The 23,601-nt window shown below is 71.2% G+C and carries 22 protein-coding genes and 1 tRNA gene; 8 read left to right on the top strand and 15 right to left on the bottom strand.

Translation table 11 applies throughout. The features are described 5' to 3' along the window. Positions 1 to 5 precede the first annotated feature (5 nt). The 3 genes from ACH4TV_RS03105 to ACH4TV_RS03095 form a co-directional block, all read right to left on the bottom strand. On the bottom strand, positions 6 to 230 hold the full coding sequence (locus tag ACH4TV_RS03105; protein ID WP_398393634.1) for a zinc ribbon domain-containing protein: 225 nt from the start codon (positions 228 to 230) through the stop codon (positions 6 to 8). 27 nt (positions 231 to 257) lie between these two features. Further along, the gene (locus ACH4TV_RS03100) at positions 258 to 1,676 is read right to left on the bottom strand and encodes a hypothetical protein (protein ID WP_398393632.1); all 1,419 of its coding nucleotides are present in this window, start codon (positions 1,674 to 1,676) and stop codon (positions 258 to 260) included. A 154-nt stretch (positions 1,677 to 1,830) separates the two neighbouring features. Then, positions 1,831 to 2,619, bottom strand: a complete 789-nt coding sequence (locus ACH4TV_RS03095; protein WP_398393630.1) for a DUF4097 family beta strand repeat-containing protein — start codon at positions 2,617 to 2,619, stop codon at positions 1,831 to 1,833. Positions 2,620 to 2,841: 222 nt separating this feature from the next. Between ACH4TV_RS03095 and ACH4TV_RS03090 the strand changes: the two genes are divergently transcribed. Next, positions 2,842 to 2,916 (top strand) — tRNA-Val (locus tag ACH4TV_RS03090). A gap of 175 nt (positions 2,917 to 3,091) precedes the next feature. Next, entirely contained in the window at positions 3,092 to 4,645 is a 1,554-nt protein-coding gene (locus ACH4TV_RS03085) for a protein kinase (RefSeq protein ID WP_398395325.1), read from the top strand. A gap of 34 nt (positions 4,646 to 4,679) precedes the next feature. On the opposite strand, the gene ACH4TV_RS03080 is transcribed toward ACH4TV_RS03085, so the two are convergent. The 3 genes from ACH4TV_RS03080 to ACH4TV_RS03070 form a co-directional block, all read right to left on the bottom strand. Next, a complete protein-coding gene (locus tag ACH4TV_RS03080; protein WP_398393628.1) occupies positions 4,680 to 5,036 on the bottom strand; it encodes a hypothetical protein in 357 nt (118 codons plus the stop codon). Positions 5,037 to 5,082: 46 nt separating this feature from the next. Further along, positions 5,083 to 6,405, bottom strand: coding sequence for an MFS transporter (locus ACH4TV_RS03075; protein ID WP_398393626.1), 1,323 nt, complete (start codon positions 6,403 to 6,405; stop codon positions 5,083 to 5,085). 282 nt (positions 6,406 to 6,687) lie between these two features. Beyond that, positions 6,688 to 7,050: a hypothetical protein gene (locus ACH4TV_RS03070; RefSeq protein WP_398393624.1), complete on the bottom strand. Its 363-nt coding sequence runs from the start codon at positions 7,048 to 7,050 to the stop codon at positions 6,688 to 6,690. A gap of 167 nt (positions 7,051 to 7,217) precedes the next feature. Between ACH4TV_RS03070 and ACH4TV_RS03065 the strand changes: the two genes are divergently transcribed. Further along, a complete protein-coding gene (locus tag ACH4TV_RS03065) occupies positions 7,218 to 7,460 on the top strand; it encodes a DUF2277 domain-containing protein (RefSeq protein WP_398393622.1) in 243 nt (80 codons plus the stop codon). Positions 7,461 to 7,494: 34 nt separating this feature from the next. Here ACH4TV_RS03065 and ACH4TV_RS03060 read toward each other — a convergent pair whose 3' ends face one another. The 6 genes from ACH4TV_RS03060 to ACH4TV_RS03035 form a co-directional block, all read right to left on the bottom strand. Next, the gene (locus tag ACH4TV_RS03060) at positions 7,495 to 9,516 is read right to left on the bottom strand and encodes a ricin-type beta-trefoil lectin domain protein (RefSeq protein ID WP_398393620.1); all 2,022 of its coding nucleotides are present in this window, start codon (positions 9,514 to 9,516) and stop codon (positions 7,495 to 7,497) included. A 400-nt stretch (positions 9,517 to 9,916) separates the two neighbouring features. Then, the gene (locus ACH4TV_RS03055; protein ID WP_398393618.1) at positions 9,917 to 10,543 is read right to left on the bottom strand and encodes a DedA family protein; all 627 of its coding nucleotides are present in this window, start codon (positions 10,541 to 10,543) and stop codon (positions 9,917 to 9,919) included. A 234-nt stretch (positions 10,544 to 10,777) separates the two neighbouring features. Beyond that, complete coding sequence (locus ACH4TV_RS03050) at positions 10,778 to 11,215, bottom strand: DoxX family protein (RefSeq protein WP_398393616.1); 438 nt, start codon at positions 11,213 to 11,215, stop codon at positions 10,778 to 10,780. 88 nt (positions 11,216 to 11,303) lie between these two features. Next, complete coding sequence (locus ACH4TV_RS03045) at positions 11,304 to 13,301, bottom strand: FAD/NAD(P)-binding protein (RefSeq protein WP_398395323.1); 1,998 nt, start codon at positions 13,299 to 13,301, stop codon at positions 11,304 to 11,306. Positions 13,302 to 13,492: 191 nt separating this feature from the next. Beyond that, on the bottom strand, positions 13,493 to 15,160 hold the full coding sequence (locus ACH4TV_RS03040) for an alkaline phosphatase D family protein (protein WP_398393614.1): 1,668 nt from the start codon (positions 15,158 to 15,160) through the stop codon (positions 13,493 to 13,495). Positions 15,161 to 15,280: 120 nt separating this feature from the next. Then, the gene (locus ACH4TV_RS03035; protein ID WP_398393611.1) at positions 15,281 to 15,925 is read right to left on the bottom strand and encodes an HNH endonuclease family protein; all 645 of its coding nucleotides are present in this window, start codon (positions 15,923 to 15,925) and stop codon (positions 15,281 to 15,283) included. Between the two features lie 415 nt (positions 15,926 to 16,340). Here ACH4TV_RS03035 and ACH4TV_RS03030 point away from each other — a divergent pair, with 415 nt between their 5' ends. Together ACH4TV_RS03030 and ACH4TV_RS03025 are read left to right on the top strand one after the other, a co-directional pair. Continuing rightward, complete coding sequence (locus ACH4TV_RS03030; protein ID WP_398393609.1) at positions 16,341 to 16,925, top strand: TMEM165/GDT1 family protein; 585 nt, start codon at positions 16,341 to 16,343, stop codon at positions 16,923 to 16,925. A gap of 221 nt (positions 16,926 to 17,146) precedes the next feature. Continuing rightward, positions 17,147 to 17,806: an HAD family hydrolase gene (locus ACH4TV_RS03025; protein ID WP_398393607.1), complete on the top strand. Its 660-nt coding sequence runs from the start codon at positions 17,147 to 17,149 to the stop codon at positions 17,804 to 17,806. A gap of 221 nt (positions 17,807 to 18,027) precedes the next feature. Here the strand turns inward: ACH4TV_RS03025 and ACH4TV_RS03020 are convergent, their stop codons facing one another. Next, a complete protein-coding gene (locus ACH4TV_RS03020) occupies positions 18,028 to 18,999 on the bottom strand; it encodes a peptidoglycan-binding protein (protein ID WP_398393605.1) in 972 nt (323 codons plus the stop codon). 170 nt (positions 19,000 to 19,169) lie between these two features. On the opposite strand from ACH4TV_RS03020, the gene ACH4TV_RS03015 reads away from it, so the two are divergent. Beyond that, entirely contained in the window at positions 19,170 to 21,227 is a 2,058-nt protein-coding gene (locus tag ACH4TV_RS03015; protein ID WP_398393603.1) for a DHA2 family efflux MFS transporter permease subunit, read from the top strand. Here ACH4TV_RS03015 and ACH4TV_RS03010 read toward each other — a convergent pair. After that, a complete protein-coding gene (locus tag ACH4TV_RS03010; RefSeq protein ID WP_398393601.1) occupies positions 21,220 to 21,711 on the bottom strand; it encodes a GNAT family N-acetyltransferase in 492 nt (163 codons plus the stop codon). The two genes, ACH4TV_RS03015 and ACH4TV_RS03010, sit on opposite strands and share 8 nt — an antisense overlap. A 217-nt stretch (positions 21,712 to 21,928) precedes the next feature. Here ACH4TV_RS03010 and ACH4TV_RS03005 point away from each other — a divergent pair, with 217 nt between their 5' ends. Both ACH4TV_RS03005 and ACH4TV_RS03000 read left to right on the top strand, forming a co-directional pair. Beyond that, positions 21,929 to 22,528 (top strand): hypothetical protein, encoded by a 600-nt coding sequence (locus tag ACH4TV_RS03005; RefSeq protein ID WP_398393599.1) that lies wholly within the window; start codon positions 21,929 to 21,931, stop codon positions 22,526 to 22,528. A gap of 5 nt (positions 22,529 to 22,533) precedes the next feature. Beyond that, positions 22,534 to 23,079, top strand: a complete 546-nt coding sequence (locus tag ACH4TV_RS03000) for a hypothetical protein (protein ID WP_398393597.1) — start codon at positions 22,534 to 22,536, stop codon at positions 23,077 to 23,079. A 20-nt stretch (positions 23,080 to 23,099) separates the two neighbouring features. On the opposite strand, the gene ACH4TV_RS02995 is transcribed toward ACH4TV_RS03000, so the two are convergent. Next, positions 23,100 to 23,513, bottom strand: coding sequence for a DUF1992 domain-containing protein (locus ACH4TV_RS02995; protein WP_398393595.1), 414 nt, complete (start codon positions 23,511 to 23,513; stop codon positions 23,100 to 23,102). Positions 23,514 to 23,601: the final 88 nt, after the last annotated feature.

The following is a 23,601-nucleotide window of genomic DNA, read 5'->3' as shown; positions in this document are numbered from 1 at the left end:
GGCCCTCAGCCGCAGCAGCCCCCGCCGCAGCAACCGCCGCCACCGCCACCGCCTCCTCGGGGGGCCGGCGCCGGTGCGGAGGCCGAGCCGCCGACGGCGACCGTCGACAGGAGCTTCACGGTGTCGTCATGACCGGCGGGGCAGTCCGCGGGGGCGGCCGACTCGGCCATCGGGCGGCTGAGTTCGAAGGTGTCGCCGCAGGTCCGGCAGCGGTACTCATAGCGAGGCATGCGGACAGGTTAGTCCCCTGTTGCCGTTCAGTGGGCGGTCGTCCCGCGGTCCTCGCGGATACGGCTCACCACGTCGGCCACCGCGTGCCGCACGGCCTCCGTCTCCGTCAGGAAATGCCAGTAGTCGGGGTGGCGGCCCTCCAGCGTGGCGATCGCGCGGTCCAGCCGGGCCACCGACTCGTCCAGCGGACGGGCGTGCCGGGGGTCAGGGGTGTTGCGGCCGGCCATGGCAAGCCGCTGGGCGTCCCGGATCGCGAAGCGCGTACGGTCGATCTCGGCCTGCGGGTCCTTCTGTACGGCGTTCAGCCGGCGCAGCCGGTCGCCGGCCGCCGACACCGCCTCGTCGGTGGTGTTCAGCAGCGCCCGGGCCGTCGACAGCAGCGCGGTCGCGTCCGGCCAGCGCTGGGCGTCCCGCGCGGTCTGCGCCTCCCTGAGCTTCGCCTCGGCCTGCCGTACGTGTTCCGTGGCCTGCTCCGGCACCCCCTGGAGGTCCTGCCAGCACGCCGCCGAGAACCGCCGGCGCAGCTCGCTCAGTACCGGCTGCACCTGCCCGGACCGGGTGGTCAGCGCCTCGGCGCGGGTACGCAGCGAGACCAGCCGGTGGTCGGTCTCGGCGGCCCGTTCAGGCAGCCGCTCCGCCTCCGCGCGCACCGCCTCCGCCTCGCGCGAGACCCGGTCGGCCCGCTCCAGCGTCTCCGGTACGCCGTGCGCCCCGGCGCCCTGGTTGAGCCGGGTCAGCTCGGGCCCGAGGGCGGCGAGCCGGGCCGCGAGGTCGTCGGCCTTCAGCCCCGATCCCCGTGCCGCGTCCAGGGCGTTCGAGGCGGCGAGCAGGGCCTGGCGGGCGCGCTCCACGGAGGGCGCGAGCCGGGCCAGCTGCGTCTCGGCCTTGCCGAGCAGCGGACCGAGCCCGGCCGCGAAGCGGTCCAGGTCCTGCTTGACCCGGCCCAGCTCCTCCTTCGCCTTTGTGAGCTCGGAACGGGCGTGGGCGGCGGCCGAGGCCTCCAGGTCGTCCCGGTCGAGGTCGTGGACATCGACAGCGCTGATGTACTGGCCGCTGGCCTCGTCGATCCGGTGTCCGAGCCCCTCGAAGTCGGCGACCGCGCGCCGGGCGGCGGGGGTGTCGTCGACGGCCTTGATGGTCTCTATCGAGATCCGCAGATCCCGCTGGGCGGTGTCGAGTTCGTAGAAGGCAGCGGCAGCGGCGTCCTTCGCGGCCTGCGCCTCGGCGCGCTGGCTCTCGGCCCGCCCGCCGAACCACCGCCGCGTACCGCCACCGGCGAAGGACGCGGGCAGGGCGAGCAGCAGCGGCAACGGGAGCAGTACGAGCGTCAGGGCGTCCCGGGCAGCGGCGCGCAGGCCGGTGGAACGGGCTCGGGGCGGGCGGTGAGGTGGCTGGTGCGCGCGCGGCGCAATCGGCGTGTACGGCTCAGAATTGGTCGCCGTCACATCCCTCTCCCGTGCTGTGATTCGCCCTGCCCGGTTCATTCTCCCACCGGAAGAGGACGAACACACGACCCGGTCGGTTCGCGCTGCGCGTACCAAGCCGCGAAACCAGCCACAGACCGCGCGTACCAGGTGCGCACCGGGCCCGCCGCGGGGCTCACTCGGCGGCGGCCCGCACCCGTATGCTCCCGTCCTTCGTCTTCGCGGACACCACGTGCGAGCTGCTCTCGTCGCGCGGTACGGACACCTTCACGGAGCCGTCGTCGGCGGTCGCCGTCACGCGGTACGACTCGTGGGGCAGCGCGATCGTGATGGAACCGTCGTCGGCGCGGGACTCCACCAGGTCGGGCACGGAGGCGAGTTCGAGCCGCACCGAGCCGTCCTTGGAGCGGGCCCGCACCTGGCGGGACTCCACACCGAGGGCGCGGATCGAACCGTCGTCGGTGCGCAGTTTCAGCGGGCCGGTGGAGTCCTTGACGGTGACGGAGCCGTCCGTCGTACGGATGTCGAGGGCCTCCTCGAAGCCGCGCGCGGTGACCCTTCCGTCCCCGTCCCGTACGACCACGGAGACACCGCGGGGCACCTCGATCCGGTGCTTGGCGGAGCAGTCGGCGACCACGCCGGAGCACGTCATCCGCAGCTTGAGCCGGTCGTCCTTCATGGACCAGGTCACCTTGGGATCGTCGCCGACGGCGACCGAGCCCTGGAACCAGCGGGTGACCTCGATCCGGCCCGCCTGGTGCGAGTCCGCGGCGACGATGTCGAGCGCAGAGTCGTCCGAGTCGACGGTGAGGGTGCGCCCCTGGAGGGCGAAGGAGCGGTGCTCCGGATCCTTGTCGTCCCCGGCGGAGGCGCCACAGGCCGAGGCGGTGACGACGAGCGCGACCATGGCGCCGGTGACGGCGATCGCACGGGTGCGGATACGCGGAAGTGCTGATCGGGCCATGGTTCTCATCCCCCAGAGACGAACGCGGGACCGGTGATCGGTGATCGGTGGAGCCGGTCCGGCGAGACTCTTCGACCGTACGGAGCCGGCGCCCGCCGGGGCATCCGGGACGCTCCCGGATCCGGGGTGGGGGAAACCCCCGCATCCCGGCCCGGCGATCTCCGGGGCGGGTACGGGTTTGCGGGACAGGGCCTCGGGCAATGTAGGCTGACGACTCGTCCTGGGCGCGTAGCTCAGTGGTAGAGCGCCGCCCTTACAAGGCGGATGTCGGCGGTTCGAAACCGTCCGCGCCCACCAGGATCGACGTAGCAGGATCAGGTAAGTGGCCCCCCGGCGAAACCGCCGGGGGGCCATTTCGTGTGGTGGTGTGCGCAGATGTGCGGCAAAAGCGACCTCCGGATCGGCCCCGGATTCGCGCCGGTTATCGTGAGCGGCAGTGACGGTGGGATCAGAGAGGTTTGCCGTGTCGGACGTGTCGGACGAGGGACGGCTCATCGCCGGGCGGTACCGGCTGACCGAACAGATCGGCCGCGGCGGCATGGGCACGGTCTGGCTGGCCGCCGACCAGATGCTCAACCGCCGGGTCGCCCTCAAGCGACTGCACGAGGACTCTCGGTACGCCGACGACGAACTGGCCCTGATGTACGAACGCACCCGCCGCGAGGCGCAGAGCGCCGCCCGGATCGCGCACCCGAACGTGGTCGTCGTCCATGACGTCGTCGAGGACGACGGGCTGCCGTGCATCGTCATGGAGTACGTGCCCTCCACCACGCTGAGCGCCCTCCTCAAGAGCGGCGGAACCGTTTCGCCCGAGGAGGCGGCCCGGGTCGGCCGGGGCATGGTCGCGGCGCTGGGAGCCGCCCACGAGGCCGGCGTGCTGCACCGTGATGTCAAGCCGGGCAACGTCCTGCTCACCGAGGGCGGCCGGGTCGTCCTCACCGACTTCGGCATCGCCACGGCGACCGGCACCAGCACGCTCACCCGGACCGGCGAGGTCGTCGGCTCCATCGACTACATGGCACCGGAGCGCATCCAGGGCGACAAGCCGGGCCCCGCCTCCGACCTGTGGGCGCTCGGCGCGACCCTCTACCAGGCGGTGGAGGGACGGCCGCCGTTCCGCAGGCTCACGCCGGTCGAGACGGCGTACTCCATCGTCACCGCCGCCCCGGAGCCGATGCAGCAGGCGGGGCCGCTGGAGCCGCTGATCACCGCGCTGCTGGCCAAGGACCCGGACGAGCGGCCCTCGGCGGAGGCGACGGAACTGGCGCTGCGGGCGGTCACCGCGGACACGGAACCGCGTGCGTGGACGCACTCCCTGCCGGTGTCGGTACCGGCGCCCGCGGCGGACGCCACCGGCGGCACCCGGAGGAGGACCGGCACCGAGCGTGCGGCCCCCGTACAGCCCCGGGGCGGGCGTGGGCGCCGTACCGGCCGTACCGTCGTCTGGAGCGCGGTCGCGGTGGTCCTCGTGGCCGGGGCGACGGCGGGCGGCCTGTACTACGTGAACGCGTCCGGCGACGACGCCACGAAGAGCACGGGGACGGCAACGAGTCCCACGCCGACCTACGCGCCCTCGCCCGTTCCCGACGGCTACCACCTGGTCACGGAGAAGGCGCTCGGTGTCGCCTTTCCGGTGCCGGACGGCTGGAAGCTGGACAAGCGGACGTCCGGCGCTGCCGTCTACGTCGACGAGACCGGCCTGGCCGGCCTCACCCTCGGCATCGTGGACCCCGCGGGAGACCCCTTGGCGCACTTCAAGGACATCGAGGCGAACACGAAGCTCAACTACCCCGGGGGCAAGTACCGCAAGCTCTATATGCAGCGGACGACGTACCGGGGCCAGAAGGCCGCCATCTGGGAGTTCACCTTCAAGGGGCGGGTGCGGGTCTTCCACGCCATCAACCTCGGTTTCGGGCAGGAGGGCGGCCGGGAGTACGACATCTATGTCTCGGCGCCGAACGAGCAGTGGGACACGTACCGTCCGGTCTTCGACCGGGTGCGGGAAGGGTTCCGCACCACGTCCTGAGCTTGGTCTTCAACCTGAGGGCCGGACGTCGGGTTCAGGCCTCCCCGGCGCCCGTGTTGTCGGCTTCGCCTTCGTGCGCGTGCTTGAGCCGCGTCCGTGCGTCCATCCGGTCCGGTCCTGTGACCTCGGCCCAGAAGCGGTGGCAGCTCACGAACACCGCGAGCTCGTGCTCCCGTCGCCGCAGCTTCTCCACCTCGGCCTGTTCGTCGGCCGTCCAGCCAGGCGAGGCGGGGCGCTCCACCTTGCGCCAGCCTCCGGTGTCACTGAAACCGTCCAGCGGCTCGACCGACCAGGGGAGCCGCTTCAGCAGGGCCGACAGCTCGGCCCGGACCTGATGCAGCTCCTCCTGACCGGCCAGGAGGTCACTCGGGAAGTCATAGGTCGTCGCCACGCGGGCAATAGTACGCCTGTTCGATTTTGGTTTGCGAGTCAGTGAGTCAGTGGGTCTGGGCGTCGGCGGAGGGCTCTGTGAGGGCCGGAAGCGCCCGTCCCAGGCGGGCGAGTGGGGACAGGGCCATCAGCACCGGGGACAGCAGCATGCCCGCGGCCGTCACCAGGAGGCTGGTGCGCAAGCCCCACTCCTCCGCGAGGAAACCGCCCAGCAGGGAGCCGATCGGGGTCAGCCCCATGCCGACGAACGTGATCGTGGCGGCCGCACGGCCCTGCATCCCGGCCGGAGTGACCGCCTGCCGGACGGTCATGACCGTGACGTTCACCAACTGGCCGCCGACGCCGAACACGAAGCCGACCGCGAGGAGCGCGGCCATCGTCATCGCCGAGGAGCCGTGCAGCGCGGGCACACACAGGAACGCGCCGTCGCCGAGTACCGCCGCGAAGACGAGCACCGGACCATGACCGAACCGGCCGGGCAGCCGGGCGGCCAGCACCGAGCCCAGGAGCGCGCCCGGGCCCGTCGCCGCGAGCGACAGCCCGACGGCGGCGCCCGACAGGTGCAGTTCCCGTGGCAGGAAGAGCAGATAGACGGTCATCATGGCCGCGAAGGAGAGCTGGAAGGCGGCCGAGGCGAGGCACACGGCCCGCAGCGAGGAGTCGCCGGCGACAAATCGGAGACCCTTATGGATCCGCCGCCACAGACGAGGGGGATGTTCCGAGGGCTCCGGGATCGGTTCGTGGCGCCTGATCCGCCGGATCGACAGGAACGACAGCGCGAAGAACAGTGCGCTGGAGGCGGCGGCGATCGGCGCCGACAGCAGGGACACCAACGTGCCGCCGAGGGCGGGGCCGCCGATCTGCGCCGCGGACCGGCTGCCCTCGAGCGCGCTGTTGCCCCGCACCAACTGGTCGCGTTCCACCAGCCGTACGAGAGACGCCTGGTACGCCACGTCGAAGAACACGGAAAGGATCCCTACGGCGAGGACGACCACGAACAGCGCGGGCAGACCGAGCAGGCCGAGAAGGCCGGCCACGGCGGCGGCGCCCAGTGTCAGGGTCCGGCCGAGGTCCGTCAGCACCATCACCGTGCGGGTCCGCCATCTGTCCACCCACGCGCCGACGAAGAGCGAGAGCAACAGGATCGGCGCCTGCCCCACCGCGCGCAGGAGGCCCAACTCGCCGGCACCGGCGTCGAGTGTCAGAACGGCGAAGAGCGGCAACACCAACAGGCCTGTGTGTTCGCCGAGTTGGGAGGCCGACTGGCCCACCCAGAGGCTACGGAAGTCGCGATCCCGCCACAGACTTGAGGGGGAGGAGGGGGAGGGGGAGGAGGGGGAGGGGGAGGAGGGGGAGGAGGCAGACGGCACGTGGGTCCCTCGGATTGCCGACAACGAGGCCCGCCACCCGGCGCGCACCAGAGGCGCACGGATGACTCAGGCAGGAGAAGGCTCGCTGTGCCGCAACATCAAGGGCAGCACGCGATGACGGGCCGATCACGGCCTACGACGTCAACGCGCGCTCGGACGACCGGGCATGTCCTCGCTCCTCAGGGGTCATTCGCCGAACCGAACCCGAACATTAGCCTTCGGCGGTCGGTCAGGAAAGGCGATTGATGCCGAGGCGGACCCCGTCGGCTCGTCGGCCGTCGGTCATCCCAGTTGCGACTTGACGTGCCCGATGACCTCGTTGAACTCCTTCGTCGGCGAGAAGTCGATGTACTCGCAGTCCTCAAGTGCCTCCGGAGCGTGGCCGGGTGCCCAGTAGAACGCCTGCCCCGCCTCGTAGATCTCGTCACCCTGCTGCGTCCGCATCTTCAACCGCCCGCTGAACAGGTATCCCCAGTGGGGGCATTGGCACAGATCGTCGGGCATGCCCTTGAGTGCCGGCGCCATGTCCGTGCCCTTGGGGAACGTCACGAACGCGACGGTCATGTCGCCCCCGACCTCCTGCATGCGCAGCTCCACACCGTCGCCCTCGATCTCGACAGGAGCGTCGTTCCGTGTCGTCGCCATGGCTACTCCCGCTACTCCCTGGAAACTCGTCTCACCTCCAGCCTGGCCCCGGTCGCCGCGCCGCGCGACACGAGTGGTCGGCTGGTCGGCGGCCCCCCCCCGTCGGATGTCCGGCCCTGTTTCCGCGCTGCTCCCCGTAGGGGATGCGTACGCGCGAGACTGGAGGCATGTGCCGCAGTATCAAGACCCTTCGTCCGCCCGTACAACCCGAAGAGGCCACCGAGGAGGAGATCCGGGCCGCCGCCCTTCAGTACGTCCGTAAAATCTCCGGCTTCCGGGCGCCGGCCGCCCACAACCGCGAGGTCTTCGAACACGCCGTCGACGTCATCGCGGCGGCCACAGCCGAACTGCTCGCCGGCATCGAGGTACGGGGCGGGGGTGGTACGACGGCAGCCCGCCACGCGTCCTAGGACGCGCGACGGGCTGCCGGGGGTGTGAGCGAGCTCAGCTCCGGGTCCACTTCTGGTTGTCGCCGGTGCCGCAGGCCCACAGGACCATCGGCGTGCGGTTGGCCGTGCCCGCGCCGTACGCGTCCAGGCAGAGGCCCGCGTTGACGTTGGTGAACGTGCCGTCGCTGTTGAGGTTCCACTTCTGGTTGTTGCCGCCGTGGCAGTCCCAGATGACGACCTTGGTGCCGTTGGCCGTGCCGTTGTCCCAGGCGTCCAGGCACTTGTTGCCGTACACCACGAGCTCCTTGCGGGAGGTGTACGTCCAGGCCTGGTTCTGGCCGCCGTTGCAGTCCCACAGCTCGGCCTGGGTGCCGTTGGTGATCGTGTTGTTGAAGATGTCCAGGCAGCGCCCGGACTGCGTACCGACGACCAGGTTGCCGTTCGTGCCGGGTACCGGCTGGACGGTCAGCGTGCCCAGGGCCGGGCCGTTCGTGACGGCGAGGGTGTTGGCGGCGCCCTTGGAGAGGGCGACCTGGACGGAGATCGTGCCCGGGGTCGCGCCGGTCGGCGGGAACGAGACCGTGGTCGAGCCCTGGCCGTTGACCTGGAGGGTCGCCTTGACGGCGTTGCTCGTGTTGTTCGTGTACGTGAAGTCGGCGACCGCGAGACCGGTGCTCGCCGCGTTCACGGCGGTGTAGCGGGCGGACGAGTCGGGCTCGTACGCGCTGCTCGCCGCCTCCGTGCCGCCGGTGATCGTGAGCATGACCGAGCCGCCGGCCGGGACGCTGGTGGTGTAGCCGGTGGCGTACGAGCCGATGTTCGTACGGCTCCACAGGTCACGGACGGTCGCGGACGCGTTCGTCAGGCCGAGGTCGGCCCAGCGGACGGTGATGTTCTGGGCGGAGGAGGTGCGGTTGAGGAGCACGGCGGCACGCTTGCCGGTGCCGGACAGCACCTTCCCGTACACCTGCGCGCCCGAGGTGTCCTCGGCGACCTTGACGCCCTGGAGGCCGCGCGGGTCCTGGTCGACGGCGATGACCTCGGGGTTCTTGAGGATCGCGGCGGACTCGGCGGTCATCGTCGACAGGTTGTTGCCGGCCAGCAGCGGGGCGCCGGAGATGGCCCACAAGGCCATGTGGGTGCGGTTCTGGGCGGCGGTGAAGCCGTTCATGCCGACCATCAGCATGTCCGGGTCGTTGTAGTAGCCGGTGTGCTGGGCGGTGGGGTGCAGGCCCTGGTCGTAGTTGGACAGCATGTTCGACATCGAGGGGTTGTTGCCCCAGAAGATGATGTCGGTGCTGGTCCGGAACATCGGGGCGAGGCCCGGGGCCCAGTTCCAGGTGTTCTGGTAGCCCCAGTTGCAGAGGGACAGGGTGAGCGGTCGCCCGGTGGTGGCGGTCGCCTTGGCCACCGCGTCGCTGATCGACTTGTACGTGGTGGCCGCGTCGAGGCCCTCGACGTCACCGCCGCACCAGTCGACCTTGACGAAGTCGAAGCCCCACTTGGAGAACTGGAGCATGTCCTGCTCGTAGTGGCCCTCGCTGCCGCTGCCCGGGGCGGCGGGGCGGCCCGTCGGGAAGTAGTAGCCGCAGCCGTCCTTGCCCGCGTCGGTGTAGATGCCGGCCTTGAGACCCTTGCTGTGGATGTAGTCGGCGATGGCACTCATGCCGCCGGGCCACTCGGCCTCGTCGATGGTGATGTTGCCGGCACTGTCCCGGGTGCCCTGCCACCAGCCCTCGTCGATGTTGATGTACTCGTAGCCGGCCTCGGGCAGCCCTGCCGCGACGAACGCGTCCACCTGGCCCTTGATCACGTTGTAGTCGACCACCGCCGCGAAGCTGTTCCAGGAGGCCCAGCCCATGGGGGCGGTGGGGACCGGTATCTGGCGCGAGGAGGCGGCGACGGGGGTGGTCGCGATGGTCGTCCCGGGCGCAGAGATCGCGGAGGGCGCGGAGTCCTGCTGCGGTACGAAGACGAGGGTGGCCGCTACTGCGGTGGCGAGGGCGAGGGTGCGGACGGCGGCGCGTCTGAGGAGGCCGGCCAGGCGGGGGGTGGATGAGCGCGGCGGGGGGTACATGCGGCTCCTTTCCGGGGGCGCGGCGGTGCGACTCCCGGAGGGGTGGTCGGTATTTCGAACCCTGATCGGCAAATCGAACGAGGGGGCGGGCTGAAATTAGAGCCGGGGGAGGTTGAAGTCAACGGTTGTGGCAGAAGGGGTTTTTCCAACGGGGGGATTTCGGGCGGGAATTGTCGAGTGGGTGGGGATGTGAGGGGAGGTTGGGTGGGGTGCCTAGGAGCTTGGGGGGTTCTGCTTCGTGGCGGGTGCGGGATCGTTGTGGCTTGTCGCGCCCCGCGGCGGAGCCGCACAACGACACAGCCCCGCGCCCCTGAAGTGGCGCGTCTCCTCGGCGCCTGTTGATCAGGCGCCCTTGCTCCAGGGCGCCGTCTGTCCGCGCGCCCGCTCTACGTGGCGCCGGCTAGCCGTGGGCGGCTGTGGGGCGGGGGCGTTGGACGAGGAAGGCGGCGGCTGCTCCTGCACCGAAGAGGGGCAGGAGGGATACGCCCGTTGCCAGCCAGGTGGCGCCCAGCCACTGGCCGCCGAAGTAGCCGAGGGCGACGCTGTACGCGGCCCAGGCGAGGCCGGCGACGATGGACCAGGGGAGGAACTCGCCGACCCGGCGGTGGGCGGCGCCGGCGCCCAGGGAGACGATCGAGCGGCCGGCCGGGGCGAAGCGGGCGACGACGACCAGGATGCCGCCGCTCTGGGCGAGGGCCGAGCCGAGACGTTCCTGCGCGTTCGTCAGGCGCCGGGAGCGGGCGATGGCGCGGTCCAGACGGGCGCCGCCGTTCCAGGCCAGCCGGTACGCCACCAGGTCGCCGAGGACCGACGCCGTGGCGGCGCAGAGGGTGAGCGCGAGGATGTCGGGGACCTCCTGCGGTACCTGTCCGGTGGCCGCTCCTGAGCCGGCCGCTGCTGCCGTGGCGGCTGTGATGACGAGGACACCGCTCGGCAGTACCGGCAGGAAGACGTCGAACAAAACGGACACGCCCACCAGGGCGTAGATCCAAGGGGTCCCGGTCAGTGACCCCACACTCTCCAACACCGCAGACTCCCCGTGACTCCCCCGTTGGCTCGATCCGCGCCGCTACCTCGCGGGGGAGCGGCGGGCGGCCTGTGACAGCCATACAGCGTACGCCGGGGGTCTGACGGGAGATTCACGGGGGCTCATGTGTTCGGCACGTCGTGTTCACCTTGGCGTTCGCCGGTGCCCGTCCCGGGGAAGCGGGGACGGGCACCGGCGAACGGTGGAGCGGTGGAGCGGTTGGGTGACCTGGGGTCAGGCCGCTACCGGGGTCTTGTCGCGGGACTGCTTCGTCGTGGACGACGAGCGCTTCGCGAAGAGCCGGTCCACGCCGAAGGCGCCGGAGCCGGTGAAGATGAGCAGGAAGAACGCCCAGCAGAAGGCGGCGGCCAGTTCGCCCTGGTTCTGGATCGGCATGAGGGCCGTCGACTGGTGGACGTCGAAGTACGCGTACGCCATCGCGCCCGAGGCGATGAACGAGGCGGCGCGGGTGCCGAGGCCCAGCAGGACCAGGCTGCCGCCGACCAGTTCGATCACACCGGCGTACCAGCCGGGCCAGGTGCCGGCCGCGACCTCCTCGCCGCCGAAGGCGCCGAAGAGCGAACGGGCGCCGTGGCAGGCGAAGAGCAGGCCGACCACGATGCGGAACAGGCCGATGGCGTAAGGCTGGGCGTTGTTGAGGCGAGCGGACATGTGGGGGATGTCTCCTTCGGTCGGGACCGGTCCGAGGACGGATCGGTCCGGGGGGCGGAACCGAGCGGGTAATCCACCGTAGGGGGGCCTAATCGATGCTTACAAGTTCAACATTTGGCCACTGCTTTGCCTTCGATTGGGGCTCCGGTTGCCTTTCCGGATCGGCGATCGTCGCACGTGGAGCCGCTCTTGGGGTCATACGCAACGCCGCCCGTGCGATCGCATCCGCGTCCGAAAGTGTGACCGAATCCACGCCAGGTCGGGCGCCGGCCGCGGTCACCCAGTGCACGCCCTCCGTGGGCACCCCGAACGCGAACCTCCTTTCCTGCGCCCGACCTTGACGATCCATCAGGAGATACGGGCGCGGTGTCACATCCACTCCGCCGGTCTCGTAGCCGTCGATCACGTGGGGCCTCGCCCGGCCCGTCCGCAGTAGTCCGGCGAGCAGGGGATCGGCCGTACGGCGCAGGTCGGTCTCCGGAAGCCGCGCCTCTATGAGGGAGGTCACGCGTACGGCCGAGCCCGGTACGGCCGGGGAGTGCGCCACCCAGGCCCCGTCCTCGGCCCGTACCTCCAGCCGGGGGCCGAGCACCTCCACCACGCCCGCCGCCACCAGCGCGGCCAGTTCCTCGACGCGCCGGCGGGGCGGGCCGATGGACAGGAAGGCGTTGAGCGGGGTGTACCAGCGATCCAGGTGGTCGCGGCGGGAGCCGCCCGGCAGCCCGCCGTGGTCCACGATCAGCCGCAGCTCGTTGCGCAGGTCGCGCAGCACGTCCTGGGCGGCCTTCAGCGGTCCCTCGACATTACCCAGCGCGGCCTGGGCGGCGTCCTCGCGGAGATGGCCGAGCAGCCAGTTCCGCCACGCGGCGGGGCCGGGGAAGACCTGTCCCGCGTACGGCCGTGACATCCGGTCCCAGGACCAGCGGCCGGCCTCCGGCACGCCGAACTCGTCGAGCACGGCCGCCTCTTGGGGGCTGCCGTGCGGGGCGGCGAGGAACCGGTCCCGGAAGAGATCGACGAAGAGATCGACGCGGCGGTGTACCGGCTGCCGTGTCCGCAGGAGGGTTTCGTAGTGGACCGTCTCGACCTCCTTCGCCACCAGCGGCCATATCTCCGTGCGGAAGTCGGGTGCTTCGCCGGAGGCGGCGCGCTTGCGGAAGCGGGCGATCACCTCGTCGGTGAGGACGAGCGGGGTGTGCCGGCCGTACGGGCCCTTCGCGTTGTCGCCGCGCGCCTGGTGCGGGATGCCGCGCCGCGAACCGGCGTAGAGCCGCGGCTCGCGTCCGGAGGGCAGATAACGCAGGCCGCCAGTGGCTGAGCCGTTCAAGGTGTGGGTGTCGCGTACGAAACGGCCGCCGCGGCCCGTGGTCAGGAGGGTCAGATGGTCGAAGAAGTTGAGGCCGAGGCCGCGCAGCAGGACCGGTTCGCCGGGGGCCAGCGGGGAGAGGTCGGTGTCGGCCGGGTTGGCGGGCGGGAGATGGCACAGGCCGTGCTGTCCGGCGTACGAGGTGAGGCGTTGCTGTTCGCTGTCCGGAACGAGCGGGAGGTGGCCCTGGGCGAGCACGACGGCCGACAGGGCGGACAGGGTGCGGCCGTTGCCGAGAGTGAGTGTCTGGCTGCCGTCGGGGGCGTCGTCGAGGCGTACCGCCCGGGTCGTGTGCGTCACGACGCGCACGGTGGGCGGTGCCTCGCGCACGACCTTCGCGAACACCCACTCCAGGTAACGCCCGTAGTGGGCGCGGGTCGGGTAGTCGTCCGGCCCCAACTCGACCTCCCCCTCGCCTGGTTCGTCGCCCTCTTCGCCGTGCTCGCCGCGCGCCCACTCGTACAGGCTGGGCCCCGGCCGGACCGGGCCCGCGCAGTCCACGCTGGCGTCGGTGAAGAGGGTGACCTGCGACGCAACGGTGTTCATCAGCAGCCGGGGCGACTGTGAGGTGCGCCAGACCCGGCCGGGTCCGGGTGGCGCCGGGTCGACGACGTGGACGGTCAACCGGGCCCGGGGACACAGGAGTTCCGGCGCGGAGGCGCAGAGGCGTTCCAGCACGCTGGTGCCGCGCGGCCCGGCACCGACCAGGGCGACGGACACGGAGAGGGGCTCGGGCGTACTGCCGGAGGCTGGCCTGGACGGCTCGACGGTCGCTGGAGACAAGGGGGTTACTCCCGGGCGTGTGGGGCGCGATGGCAGCAGACCGCCCACCGGAAGCGGACGGTCCGCATCATCATGCCGTGGGACACGTACGGCATCCGTATGCAATCGGGAGTACGGAAGAGGCCCTCTCACCCACTCAGTTGCGACTCCGTGACGGTCTCCAGCTGCGCGCCGCCGACGTTCTCCTCCCGGACCCGGTCCAGGCGGAGCCGGGCCGAACGGCCGTGCAGGGTCAGGGTCATCAGCATGTTGCCGAACCAGGGGCCGCCCGTCCTGCGCCAGCTGACCGGGGGTTGCGGGACGCGGCCGTGCCGGGCGAAGCGGCGGCCCAGGGCGCGGCCCAGGGCGCTCCAGCCGAGGCGGAAGCCGACCCTAATGTGGAGGGGGATGGCGTTGTGGACGGGGGAGCAGGTCAGCTGGAGGACGCGGGCGTCCGGGCGGTCGGCCTCGGGCCAGGTGGCCTCGGCGGCGTACGCGTGGTGGACGTCCCCGGACAGGACCAGCACCGTCGCCGGGGCCCCGGCGCCCGAGCCGGCCTCCGCGATCAGCGCGGCCAGGTCGGTGAACGAGGTGGTGAACGCCGCCCAGTGTTCGAGGTCGGCCCCGCGGCGCAGCTTCTCCCCGAACCGGGCCCAGCGCGCGCCCCGTTCGCCCCGGGACAGGGCCGCGTCCCAGGCCTCGGCGTCGTGCACGAGGTGCGGCAGCAGCCAGGGGAGCGAGGTGCCGATGAGGAGGTGGTCGTAGGAGCCGGGCGCGGTCAGGGCCTGTTCCCGCAGCCAGGCCGCCTCGCCCGGGTCCAGCATCGCGCGGTTGTCCTCGTCGAGGACCCGGGCCGCCCTGGTGTCCACCATCAGCAGGCGTACGCGGCCGAAGTCGCGCCGGTAGCTCCAGCGGACGGAGGCGGGGTCCGTGTCGGCCCTGGAGGCGAAGGCGCGCAGGACGTCCGTACCGTCGGGGGTCTCGCGCACGGCCGCGTAGAGCGGGTCGTCGGCGAGTTCGGCGGGGGTGAGGTTGCCGAGGTGCTGGTGCACCCAGTACGACATCAGGCCGCTCAGCAGTCGTTCGCGCCACCAGGGTGTGGCCCGCATGTCGGCGAGCCAGGACTCGCTGGTGTTCCAGTCGTCGATGATGTCGTGATCGTCGAAGATCATGCAGGTGGGGACGGTGGAGAGGAGCCAGCGGATTTCCGGGTCGAGCCAGGACTCGTAGTAGAGGTGGGTGTACTCCTCGTAGTCCGCGACCTCGGCGCCCGGCGGTTCGGACAGGTCGCGGCGGGCGGCCAGCCAGCGGCGGGTGGCGTCGGACACCTCGTCCGCGTACACCTGGTCGCCCAACAGGAGGAGTACGTCCGGGCGTTCGGCCGTGGGATCGGCCGCCATGCGTGCGGCCAGGGTGTCCAGGGCGTCCGCGCCCACTGGGTCCTTGTCGTCGGCGGCCGGTGCGGCCCAGCGGCAGGAGCCGAAGGCGACCCGCAGCGCGTCGCCCTCCCCTCCTTCTCCCTGGCTCCCTCCGTCAGCGGCGGTGCGGATGACGGAGGGCGGGAAGGACGAGTCGGGCAGCGGCCACACCCGGACGCCGTCCAGGAACACCTCGTACGGAGTCGTCGTGCCCGGGGTGAGGCCGGTCACCGGGATCAGCGCGTAGTGGTGGCCCGCGACCTGGAAGGTGCGGGTCTCACCGCCGGCGCCGTCCGCGCAGCGCGCCTCGGCGGTGCACGGGCGGCTCGCCTCGACCCAGACGGTCGCGGACGAACCGTCGGCATACCTCAGCAGCGGTCCCAGGCGAAGTCTCGCCACGTGATCACCCTCCTCCGTCGCCCCGTACGGTACGGAACGACAGAGGAGGGCGGGGAGGTTCCGTGCACAGTGCAGCTGATAGTCGAGTCGATCAGTCAGGGATCGACTGTCAACCGCTGATCAGCAGCCGTTGAGGACCGAGGTCAGCTTGGTCTTCTCGGCCGAGTCGACCGAGAGGTCGTAGTAGTACTTCACCTGGACCCAGGCGCGCACGTACGTGCAGGCGTAGGAGGTGATGGACGGCATCCACTCGGCCGGGTCCTGGTCGCTCTTCGACTGGTTCACGTTGTCCGTGACGGCGATGAGCTGGGGCCGGACGAGGTCGTTGGCGAACGCCTGGCGCTGGGCGGCGGTCCAGCTGTCGGCGCCCGAGTCCCAGGCCTCGGCGAGCGGGACCAGGTGGTCGATGTCGAGGTCGGAGGCGGCCGTCCAGGTGGCGCCGTCGTAGACGGAGTACCAGGAACCGCTGGTGGCGGCGCAGGCGGAGCTGGTGACGACGTTCGTACCGTCCCGCTTCAGGACCGTCTCACGGGTGTTGCAGGTGCCGGAGATGGTGATCCAGTGGTTGAACAGGTCGCGGTCGTAGCCGGTGCGGTCCTCGGTCGCCACGGTGAGCGAGGCGAGGTAGGTGCGGGCGGTGGCGGCGCTGACCGGGGTGGGGAGAGCGGCGGAGGCGGCCGGACCGTTGAGCAGTCCGACCGTGGCTATGAGACCGGTGAGAGCGGCGAGTATGCTGAGCCGTCGACGCGCGTAGAACTTCGGCATGCGAACTCCCTCGGGGGATGGGGATGTTGAGCGGCAGCGACTGAATGGTTGCGTCGCCGGATTGCCGGGGGATGAGCGGTGGGTAAGAAGCTAGTGACGTGCGCATGACAGAGCAAGGTGTCGGTGTGTGTGGATTCCGTACGCAGGCCGCCGTCGCCGGATGACGTGTCGCGTACGCTGGACGGCGCAGAAGGGGAGTAGCTCTTCGCCGGACCGTCGACATACTGCTCAGCTCGTCTGAGCCGGCGCCCGGAGGCAGGTTCCGTACGTACATGTGCGGACCGGCCAGCGAGACCTTCGGCAGAGCAGCACCACGTTTTCTTACGTGTGCTGCCGTGCCGAGGTGTCGCAGCGCATCGCAGGACGCGTGAAGTCATCACACTCTCGGTGGGGCAGCCCTACCGATTGAGGAACCTTGATCAGCTTCAGTGTCACGGCGCTCGTCTTCGGCGTCGTCTTCCTGGCCGAACTCCCGGACAAGACCGCCCTCGCCGGGCTCGTCCTCGGCACCCGCTACCGCGCCTCGTACGTCTTCGCGGGCGTCGCCGCCGCCTTCGCCGTCCATGTGGCGCTGGCCGTCGCGGCGGGCAGCGTCCTGACCCTGTTGCCGCAACAACTCCTGCATGCGCTGACCGGCGTGCTCTTCCTGGGCGGGGCCGCCGTGCTGCTGCTCAAGGGGGCGGGCGACGGCGACGCGGAGGTGCGGCGGCCCGAGGACCAGTCCTTCTGGAAGGTGTCCGGGGCCGGCTTCATGCTCATCCTGGTCGCCGAGTTCGGCGACCTCACGCAGATCATGACGGCCAACCTCGCCGCCCGCTACGACGACCCGCTCTCCGTCGGCCTCGGCGCGGTGCTCGCGCTGTGGGCGGTGGCCGGGCTCGGGATCGTGGGCGGCCGGGCGCTGATGAAGCGGGTGCCGCTGGGGCTGATCACCCAGGTCGCGGCCGTGCTGATGCTGGCGCTCGGGGTGTGGAGCCTCTGGGAGGCGGTGGCCGGATAGGTCCGGCCGGGAGGTGGCCTGGTGGGTCGACCGGGAGGTGACCGGTCGGTGAATGGTTGGTCGAGGTGGTAGCGGGATCCGCTGTTTATTTTGTACCGTGGAGGAACAAAGTGGCTCCCGCCCGTTTTCCCTGACCGGCGGGCGGGGCCGCCTTGGTCCTCCGGGGCGCACCCGACCGGGTCTCGGCCCCGCCTCGTCCCCGTGCGCCTGGAGCTCTGCCGATGACGGCCACCACCGTGCTCACCGCCCGTGCCCTCCTCCTCGACATGGACGGCACCCTCGTCAACTCCGACGCCGTCGTCGAGCGCATCTGGCGGCACTGGGCCGACCGGCACGGGCTGGACGGCGACGAGGTCATGAAGGTGGTGCACGGACGGCAGGGGTACGCCTCGATGGCCGTACTGCTGCCCGCCCGGCCCATGGAGGCGAACCACGCCGACAACGCGCGCATGCTCGCCGAGGAGACCGCCGACATGGACGGCGTCGTCGCGATACCGGGCGCCGCCGAGTTCCTGGCATCCCTGCGGGGGCTGCCACATGCCCTGGTGACCTCCGCCGACGTCGCGCTGTCGACGGCGCGGATGGCCGCGGCGGGGCTGGCGCTGCCTGATGTCCGGGTCACGGCCGAGTCCGTGGGCGCGAGCAAGCCGGATCCCGAGGGCTTTCTGAAGGGCGCCGCCGAGTTGGGCGTCGACCCGGCCGACTGCGTCGTGTTCGAGGACTCCGGGGCGGGGATCTCGGCGGGGCGCTCCGCGGGGATGCGGGTGGTGGGGGTGGGGGCGCGTGCGCACGCTCACCGGCCCGACGTGGTCGTGCCGGACCTTGTGGGGGTGCGGGTGGAGCGTGTGGGGGGCGGGGAGTTGCGGGTTCACGTCGGTTGATTGCGGCTCGCTCCGCGGGGAGGGCGGAACTTTGGCTGCGGGCCCGTGGGGGCTTGTCGCGCAGTTCCCCGCGCCCCTTTGGGGCGCGCCTGCACGGCGGAGTCGCCGGTCGATACAGCACCGCGCCTCTTTGGGGCGCGGGTCGGGGCCGGGGAGCGAAGCGCGGGCTGGTCGCGGCCGCGAATCTCAGGCGCCTCCAGCCCTGCGCCCCCTTGGGGTGTCTACGGCTCCGTTGTTTCTGATTCGAGGCGTTCTCGGGTTGTGCGGTCGTATACGCCGGGCTCTTCGGTCTGGATGCCGCGGGTCGACTGGTAGGTGGTTACCGCGTTCTCGACGTTGTCGTCGTAGATGCCGTCGGTGTCGTTGAGGTAGACGGCCAACGACTGCAGGCGCAGCTGGAGTTCGAGGACCTCGTCGCCGCGGTCGCCGGGGCGCAGGACGGGGGCGGTGTCCTTGTCGTCCTCGCCGGGGGCCGGGGAGACCGTGCCGGTGGCCTCGGCGGTCGTCGGTGCCTGGCTCGGGGTGGTCGACCTGGACGGGGTGGGCGACGCACTCGTCGGCGTGGGCGAGGGGGTCGGGGAGCTGGTGCTGCGGGTCGGGGCGGGGGGCGGTGGGGCCGGTTTTAACGACGGCGGGCTGCTGGACGGTGTCGGGGACGCCGCCGCGCCGGTCGTCGCCGCCGGGACGCTCTCCCGTACGTCCTGGGCGGCCGTGTCGTTGCGGGCCGGCTTGTCGTACGTGAACATCCCGCCGGCCAGTCCGCCCGCCGCCAGTACGGCGATGACGGCTCCGGCGGCGCCGAGGAGAAGGATGCGGGGGCGGCTGCCCGAGCGGGCCGGCTGCTCATCGTCCTCGGTGAGGTGGTCCGGGGGGCGGTGGGCGGGGATCGCCGTCGTGGGTGCTTCTTCCGGCCAGTCGGGGGTGGTCTCCCGGAACGCCGGCAGCGGCATCGTGGCGTCGGGCGCCGGGTCCGCGTGCTGTGGCGGCTCAGTGGTCGCCGGGGTCGCCGGGGTGAGTTCCACGTACGGGCGTATGCGCAGGGGGTCGAAGTCCTCCGCCGCCGCGGCCTCCGCCGTACGGGTCTCGTGGTGGGCGTCGGCCGCGCGTTCGGTGCACTCGCAGGAGGGCGTGTTGTCGGCTCCCCGGGGCGCGCCGCACTCCGGACACACGTGCCCCTTCGGATCGTTCACCACGCGTCGCTTCCTTCCCCGTTCGAATTCCCGAGTTTATGCAGAGCCCCTTCACACCATCTCCCGCCAGCCCCCGGAATCCGGGGTTCCGCCGAATCTCGTGGGGATTCGACAGGCCATAACCGGTCACACCGACCACGATGGGGGTGTTACGAGAGTCACAGGAGGTCCACATGGCCGGGGAAGTACGCGGTAGGACGGGAGATGTGGCGGACGAGCAACCGGTGACTCCCGGGCCCGAACACGTGCCCGGGAACGTGCTCGTCTCCATCGGCGCCCTGCTGCTCGGCATGCTGCTCGCCGCCCTCGACCAGACCATCGTGTCGACCGCGCTGCCGACCATCGTCAGCGATCTCGGCGGCATGGATCACCTGTCGTGGGTGGTCACCGCCTACTTGCTCGCGTCGACCGCCGCGACCCCCCTCTGGGGCAAACTCGGCGACCAGTACGGCCGCAAGCAGCTTTTCCAGGCCGCGATCGTGATCTTCCTGATCGGCTCCGTGCTCTGCGGGATGGCTCAGAACATGCCCCAGCTGATCGGCTTCCGGGCGTTGCAGGGGCTCGGCGGCGGCGGGCTGATGGTGCTGTCGATGGCGATCGTGGGGGATCTGGTCCCGCCGCGCGAACGAGGGCGCTACCAGGGCCTGTTCGGTGCCGTGTTCGGCACGACCAGCGTGCTCGGACCGCTGCTCGGCGGCCTCTTCACCGAGCATCTGAGCTGGCGCTGGGTGTTCTACGTCAACCTTCCCGTCGGCATCGTCGCCCTCGCCGTGATCGCGACCGTCCTGCGCATCCCGCGCCGGTCCGAGCGGCACGTCATCGACTACCTCGGCACCTTCCTCATCGCCTCCGTCGCCACCTGCCTGATCCTCGTCACCTCCCTCGGCGCCACCTGGGGCTGGGGCTCCGCGCGGACCGTCGGCCTGGCGGTGCTGGGCGTGGTCCTGGCCGTCGCCTTCGTGCAGGCCGAGCGACGGGCCGCCGAACCCGTCCTCCCCCTCAAGCTGTTCCGGCTGCGCACCTTCACCCTCAGCGCCGTCATCAGCTTCATCGTCGGCTTCGCCATGTTCGGCGCGATGACCTACCTGCCGACCTTCCTCCAGATCGTCCAGGGCGTCTCCCCGACCATGTCCGGCGTGCACATGCTGCCGATGGTGCTCGGCCTGTTCCTCGCCTCGACGGTCTCCGGGCAGATCGTCAGCCGCACCGGCCGCTGGAAGGTGTTCCCCGTCGCGGGCACCGGCGTCACCGCCCTCGGCCTCCTCCTGCTCCACCAGCTCGACGAGCACAGCTCCACCGCCGAGATGAGCGCCTGCTTCCTCGTCTTCGGCGTGGGCCTCGGCCTGGTCATGCAGGTCCTGGTGCTGATCGTGCAGAACGCGGTCTCGTACGAGGATCTGGGCGTCGCCACCTCCGGCGCCACCTTCTTCCGCTCCATCGGCGCATCCTTCGGCGTGGCCGTCTTCGGTACGGTCTTCGCCGGCCGCCTCGGCGACAAGCTCACGGACGCCTTCCGGGGCGTACAACTGCCCGCCGGGGTCTCGGCGGACGCGCTGGAGTCCGACCCGCGCGGTATCGCCGCCCTCCCGGCCACCCTGCGCCCGGCCGCCCTGAACGCGTACGCGTCCGCCATCACCGACGTCTTCCTGTACGCCGCTCCGGTCGCCGTCCTCGGTTTCGTCCTCGCCTGGTTCCTGCGCGAGGACAAGCTGCGCGGCTCGGTCACCGCCCCCGACGCCACGCAGACCCTTGCCAGCAACCCGGTCCAGCGGTCGTCGTACGACGAGGTGTGCCGTGCGCTGTCCGTGCTCGGCACCCGCGAGGGGCGGCGCGAGATCTACCGGACGATCACCGCGCGGGCCGGCCTCGACCTCTATCCGGCGGCGAGCTGGCTGCTGCTGCGCATCCGGCGGTACGGCTGGGCCGAGCCCGCGGTGCTGGCCGAGCGCACCTCCGTACCGCTGACCGTGATCATCGAGGCCGCCCGCCAGGTCGAGGAGCGCCGGCTCGGGGTACGCGAGGGCCTCGACCTGATCCTGACCGACGAGGGCCGCGAGGTCGCCGACCGGCTGGCACGGGCCCGTGAGGAGTCACTGGCCGAACTGCTGGGCGACTGGTGGGGCCCGGACCGTCCCACCGACCTGGTCCAGCTGGTGAAGGAGCTGAACGAGGAACTGTGCGGCTCGGACGCGGAACAGCCGCACAACGGTCCGGCGAAAAAGCTCAGTTGAGGTTCTTGCGGAACCAGTGCTCGGCGTACTGGTTGTCGTTGTAGGGCTCGGTCTCGGCGTAACCGAGGCGCGTGTACAGGGCGCGTGCCTCGGCAAGGTCGGAGCGGGTGTCGAGGACCATGTGCCGGGCACCCAGGGCCCGGGCGGCGTCTTCGGCCGCCGTCACGAGCAGGGCGGCGCCGCCCTTGCCGCGCATCCCCTCGTACAGGAAGACCCGGGTCAGCTCGCCGGTCGCGCTGTCGAGGAGTCGTACGCCCGCACTGCCGGCCGGCTCACCGTCGTACCGTGCGACGAGCAACTGGCCGCTCGGCGGCGCCAGTTCGGCACCCGGGTGCGCCGCGACCTCACGGTCCAGCTCGCCGGGGTCCGTACGGCGGCCCTCGTGCAGGAGGTACCAGCGGTCGCTGACCTCCGTGTAGTACGCCCGCCAGAGCGCGGCGGCGACGGGGGAGCCGAAGGGTTCCGGGGCGATGGTCCAGGTCATCCGCTCATTCTGCGGAGCCGGTGTGCGGGGCGCGCAACCGGATATGCGTGGCCTCGGCCGCCCCGCGTGCCCCACGCACCTTCTCCCGGCCGGTTGCGGCCGGTTACGACCGTTTGAGGGGCCTCTTCCGGGCAACCCGACACAGGAACCGGCCTGTTCGGACAGTCGGTCGGTCGGGTCGGTCGAGAAATCGGTCGAGGAGATTCGGAAGGCATCCATGTCCACAGGACTGCTCATCGTTCTGATCGTGATCGTCGTCGTGGCCGTCGTCGTCGGCGGGGTCGCCCTGAGGAAGCGGGCCCCCGGCCCGCACGGCGGACGGAACCTGAAACGCCGTTTCGGGCCCGAGTACGAGCGGGTCGTCGCCCGTCACGACGGGGACGCCAAGGCCGCCGAGCACGAACTCGGCGAGCGCGTGGAACGCCACGGCGACCTGCGGGAACGTCCGCTGGAGTCCGCCGAGCGCGAACGGTTCGCGGCCCGCTGGACGGCCGCCCAGGAACACTTCGTCGAGTCGCCGCAGCAGGCGGTCGCCGACGCCGACCTGCTCCTGGCCGAGCTGGCCGGCGCCCGTGGCTTCCCCGACGGCGGCCAGTACGAGGAACAGCTCGCCGCGCTCTCCGTGCACCACGCCGACCACGTGGACGGCTACCGGCGTGTGCACCGCGCCGCCCACGAGAACCGGGCCGACACGGAGGAGATGCGCTCGGCGCTGATCGAGGCCCGCGCCCTCTTCGACGACCTGGTCGGCGAGGGGGAGCGGCCCCGCCCGAAGTCGCACTCGCGACTCAACAAGCTTCAGTTGAAGGGGAGTTGAAGCACATGACGGACACCCATAAATCGGCCGCGAACACGCCGGACCCCGACCTGCCGGCCACCGAGAGGCCCGGTACGGACAGGCCCGGTACGGAGAGGCCGGCCACCGAACGTTCGGCCACCGGGCTGCCGGGCACCGAGAAGCCGCGTACCGAACGGTCGGCGACCGAGAGGCCGGGGGCCAGGACGCCCGCCGGTGCTTCCGCGCCCGTGCCGCCGCCCGCCGCGCCCGGTCCCGCCCGGGCCGGCGAGGACCGGCACCACGGGATCGCGCTGCTCCCGCAGGACGAGCGCGACAAGCTCACGCTGCGGCTCCAGCACGCCGTCACCGGGTTCGTGGACGGTCCCCGGGGCTCCGTCGAGGAGGCCGACCGCGTGCTGGAGGAGGTCTCCGCGCGCTTCGCCGAGGCGGTGACGCACAGCCGCCGTACGCTCCACGCGTCCTGGCAGTCCGCCGGTGGCAGCGACACCGGTGACAACGGCGACACCGAGCGGTTCCGCCTCGCCCTGCGCGACTACCGCGAACTGACGGAGCGGCTCCTGCGCTTCTGAGACACCCCCGCAGTACCCCTCTATTCCGCCCGCGTCTCCCGCGTCTGCCGCCACTCCCGTACGACCGTCTCGACGTCGTACGGCTTGAGGCCCAGCGGGGGGCCGGGCGGTGGCTTGAACATCATGTCGCGGATCTTGGCGTTGATCTCGGTGACGATCCTGCGGACCGCTCCCTCGGAGGGGGCCGCATGCGCCGCCGCCAGCGCGTCCTCCGCCTCCTTGCGCAGGGCCAGCGTGGGCGGCAGGACCGACAGTCCCTCGCGCGCCATCATCTGCTTGACCCACCACATCTCGTCGTACGACGTGCCCGGACCCCCGGGCAGCGGCTTGCCCGCGCCGGACAGCTGGGCGAACTCCCCACGGGCCTCCGCCTCGCGGATCTGCTTGTCCACCCAGGACTCGAAACTTACGCCGGGTGGCTTGCGTTCGGTCATGTGTCCATTGTGCCGGACCTCGCCCACCAGGACGATCGGGCGATTTATCATGCGGCGGCGGTACGGCAACATGGCTGCCGTACAGGGA

It is taken from the genome of Streptomyces sp. NPDC020898 (genome assembly GCF_044333925.1).
Classification (GTDB): domain Bacteria; phylum Actinomycetota; class Actinomycetes; order Streptomycetales; family Streptomycetaceae; genus Streptomyces.
The sequence above is the reverse complement of the archived record's forward strand: the minus strand, read 5'-3'. Positions and strand labels throughout refer to the sequence as shown.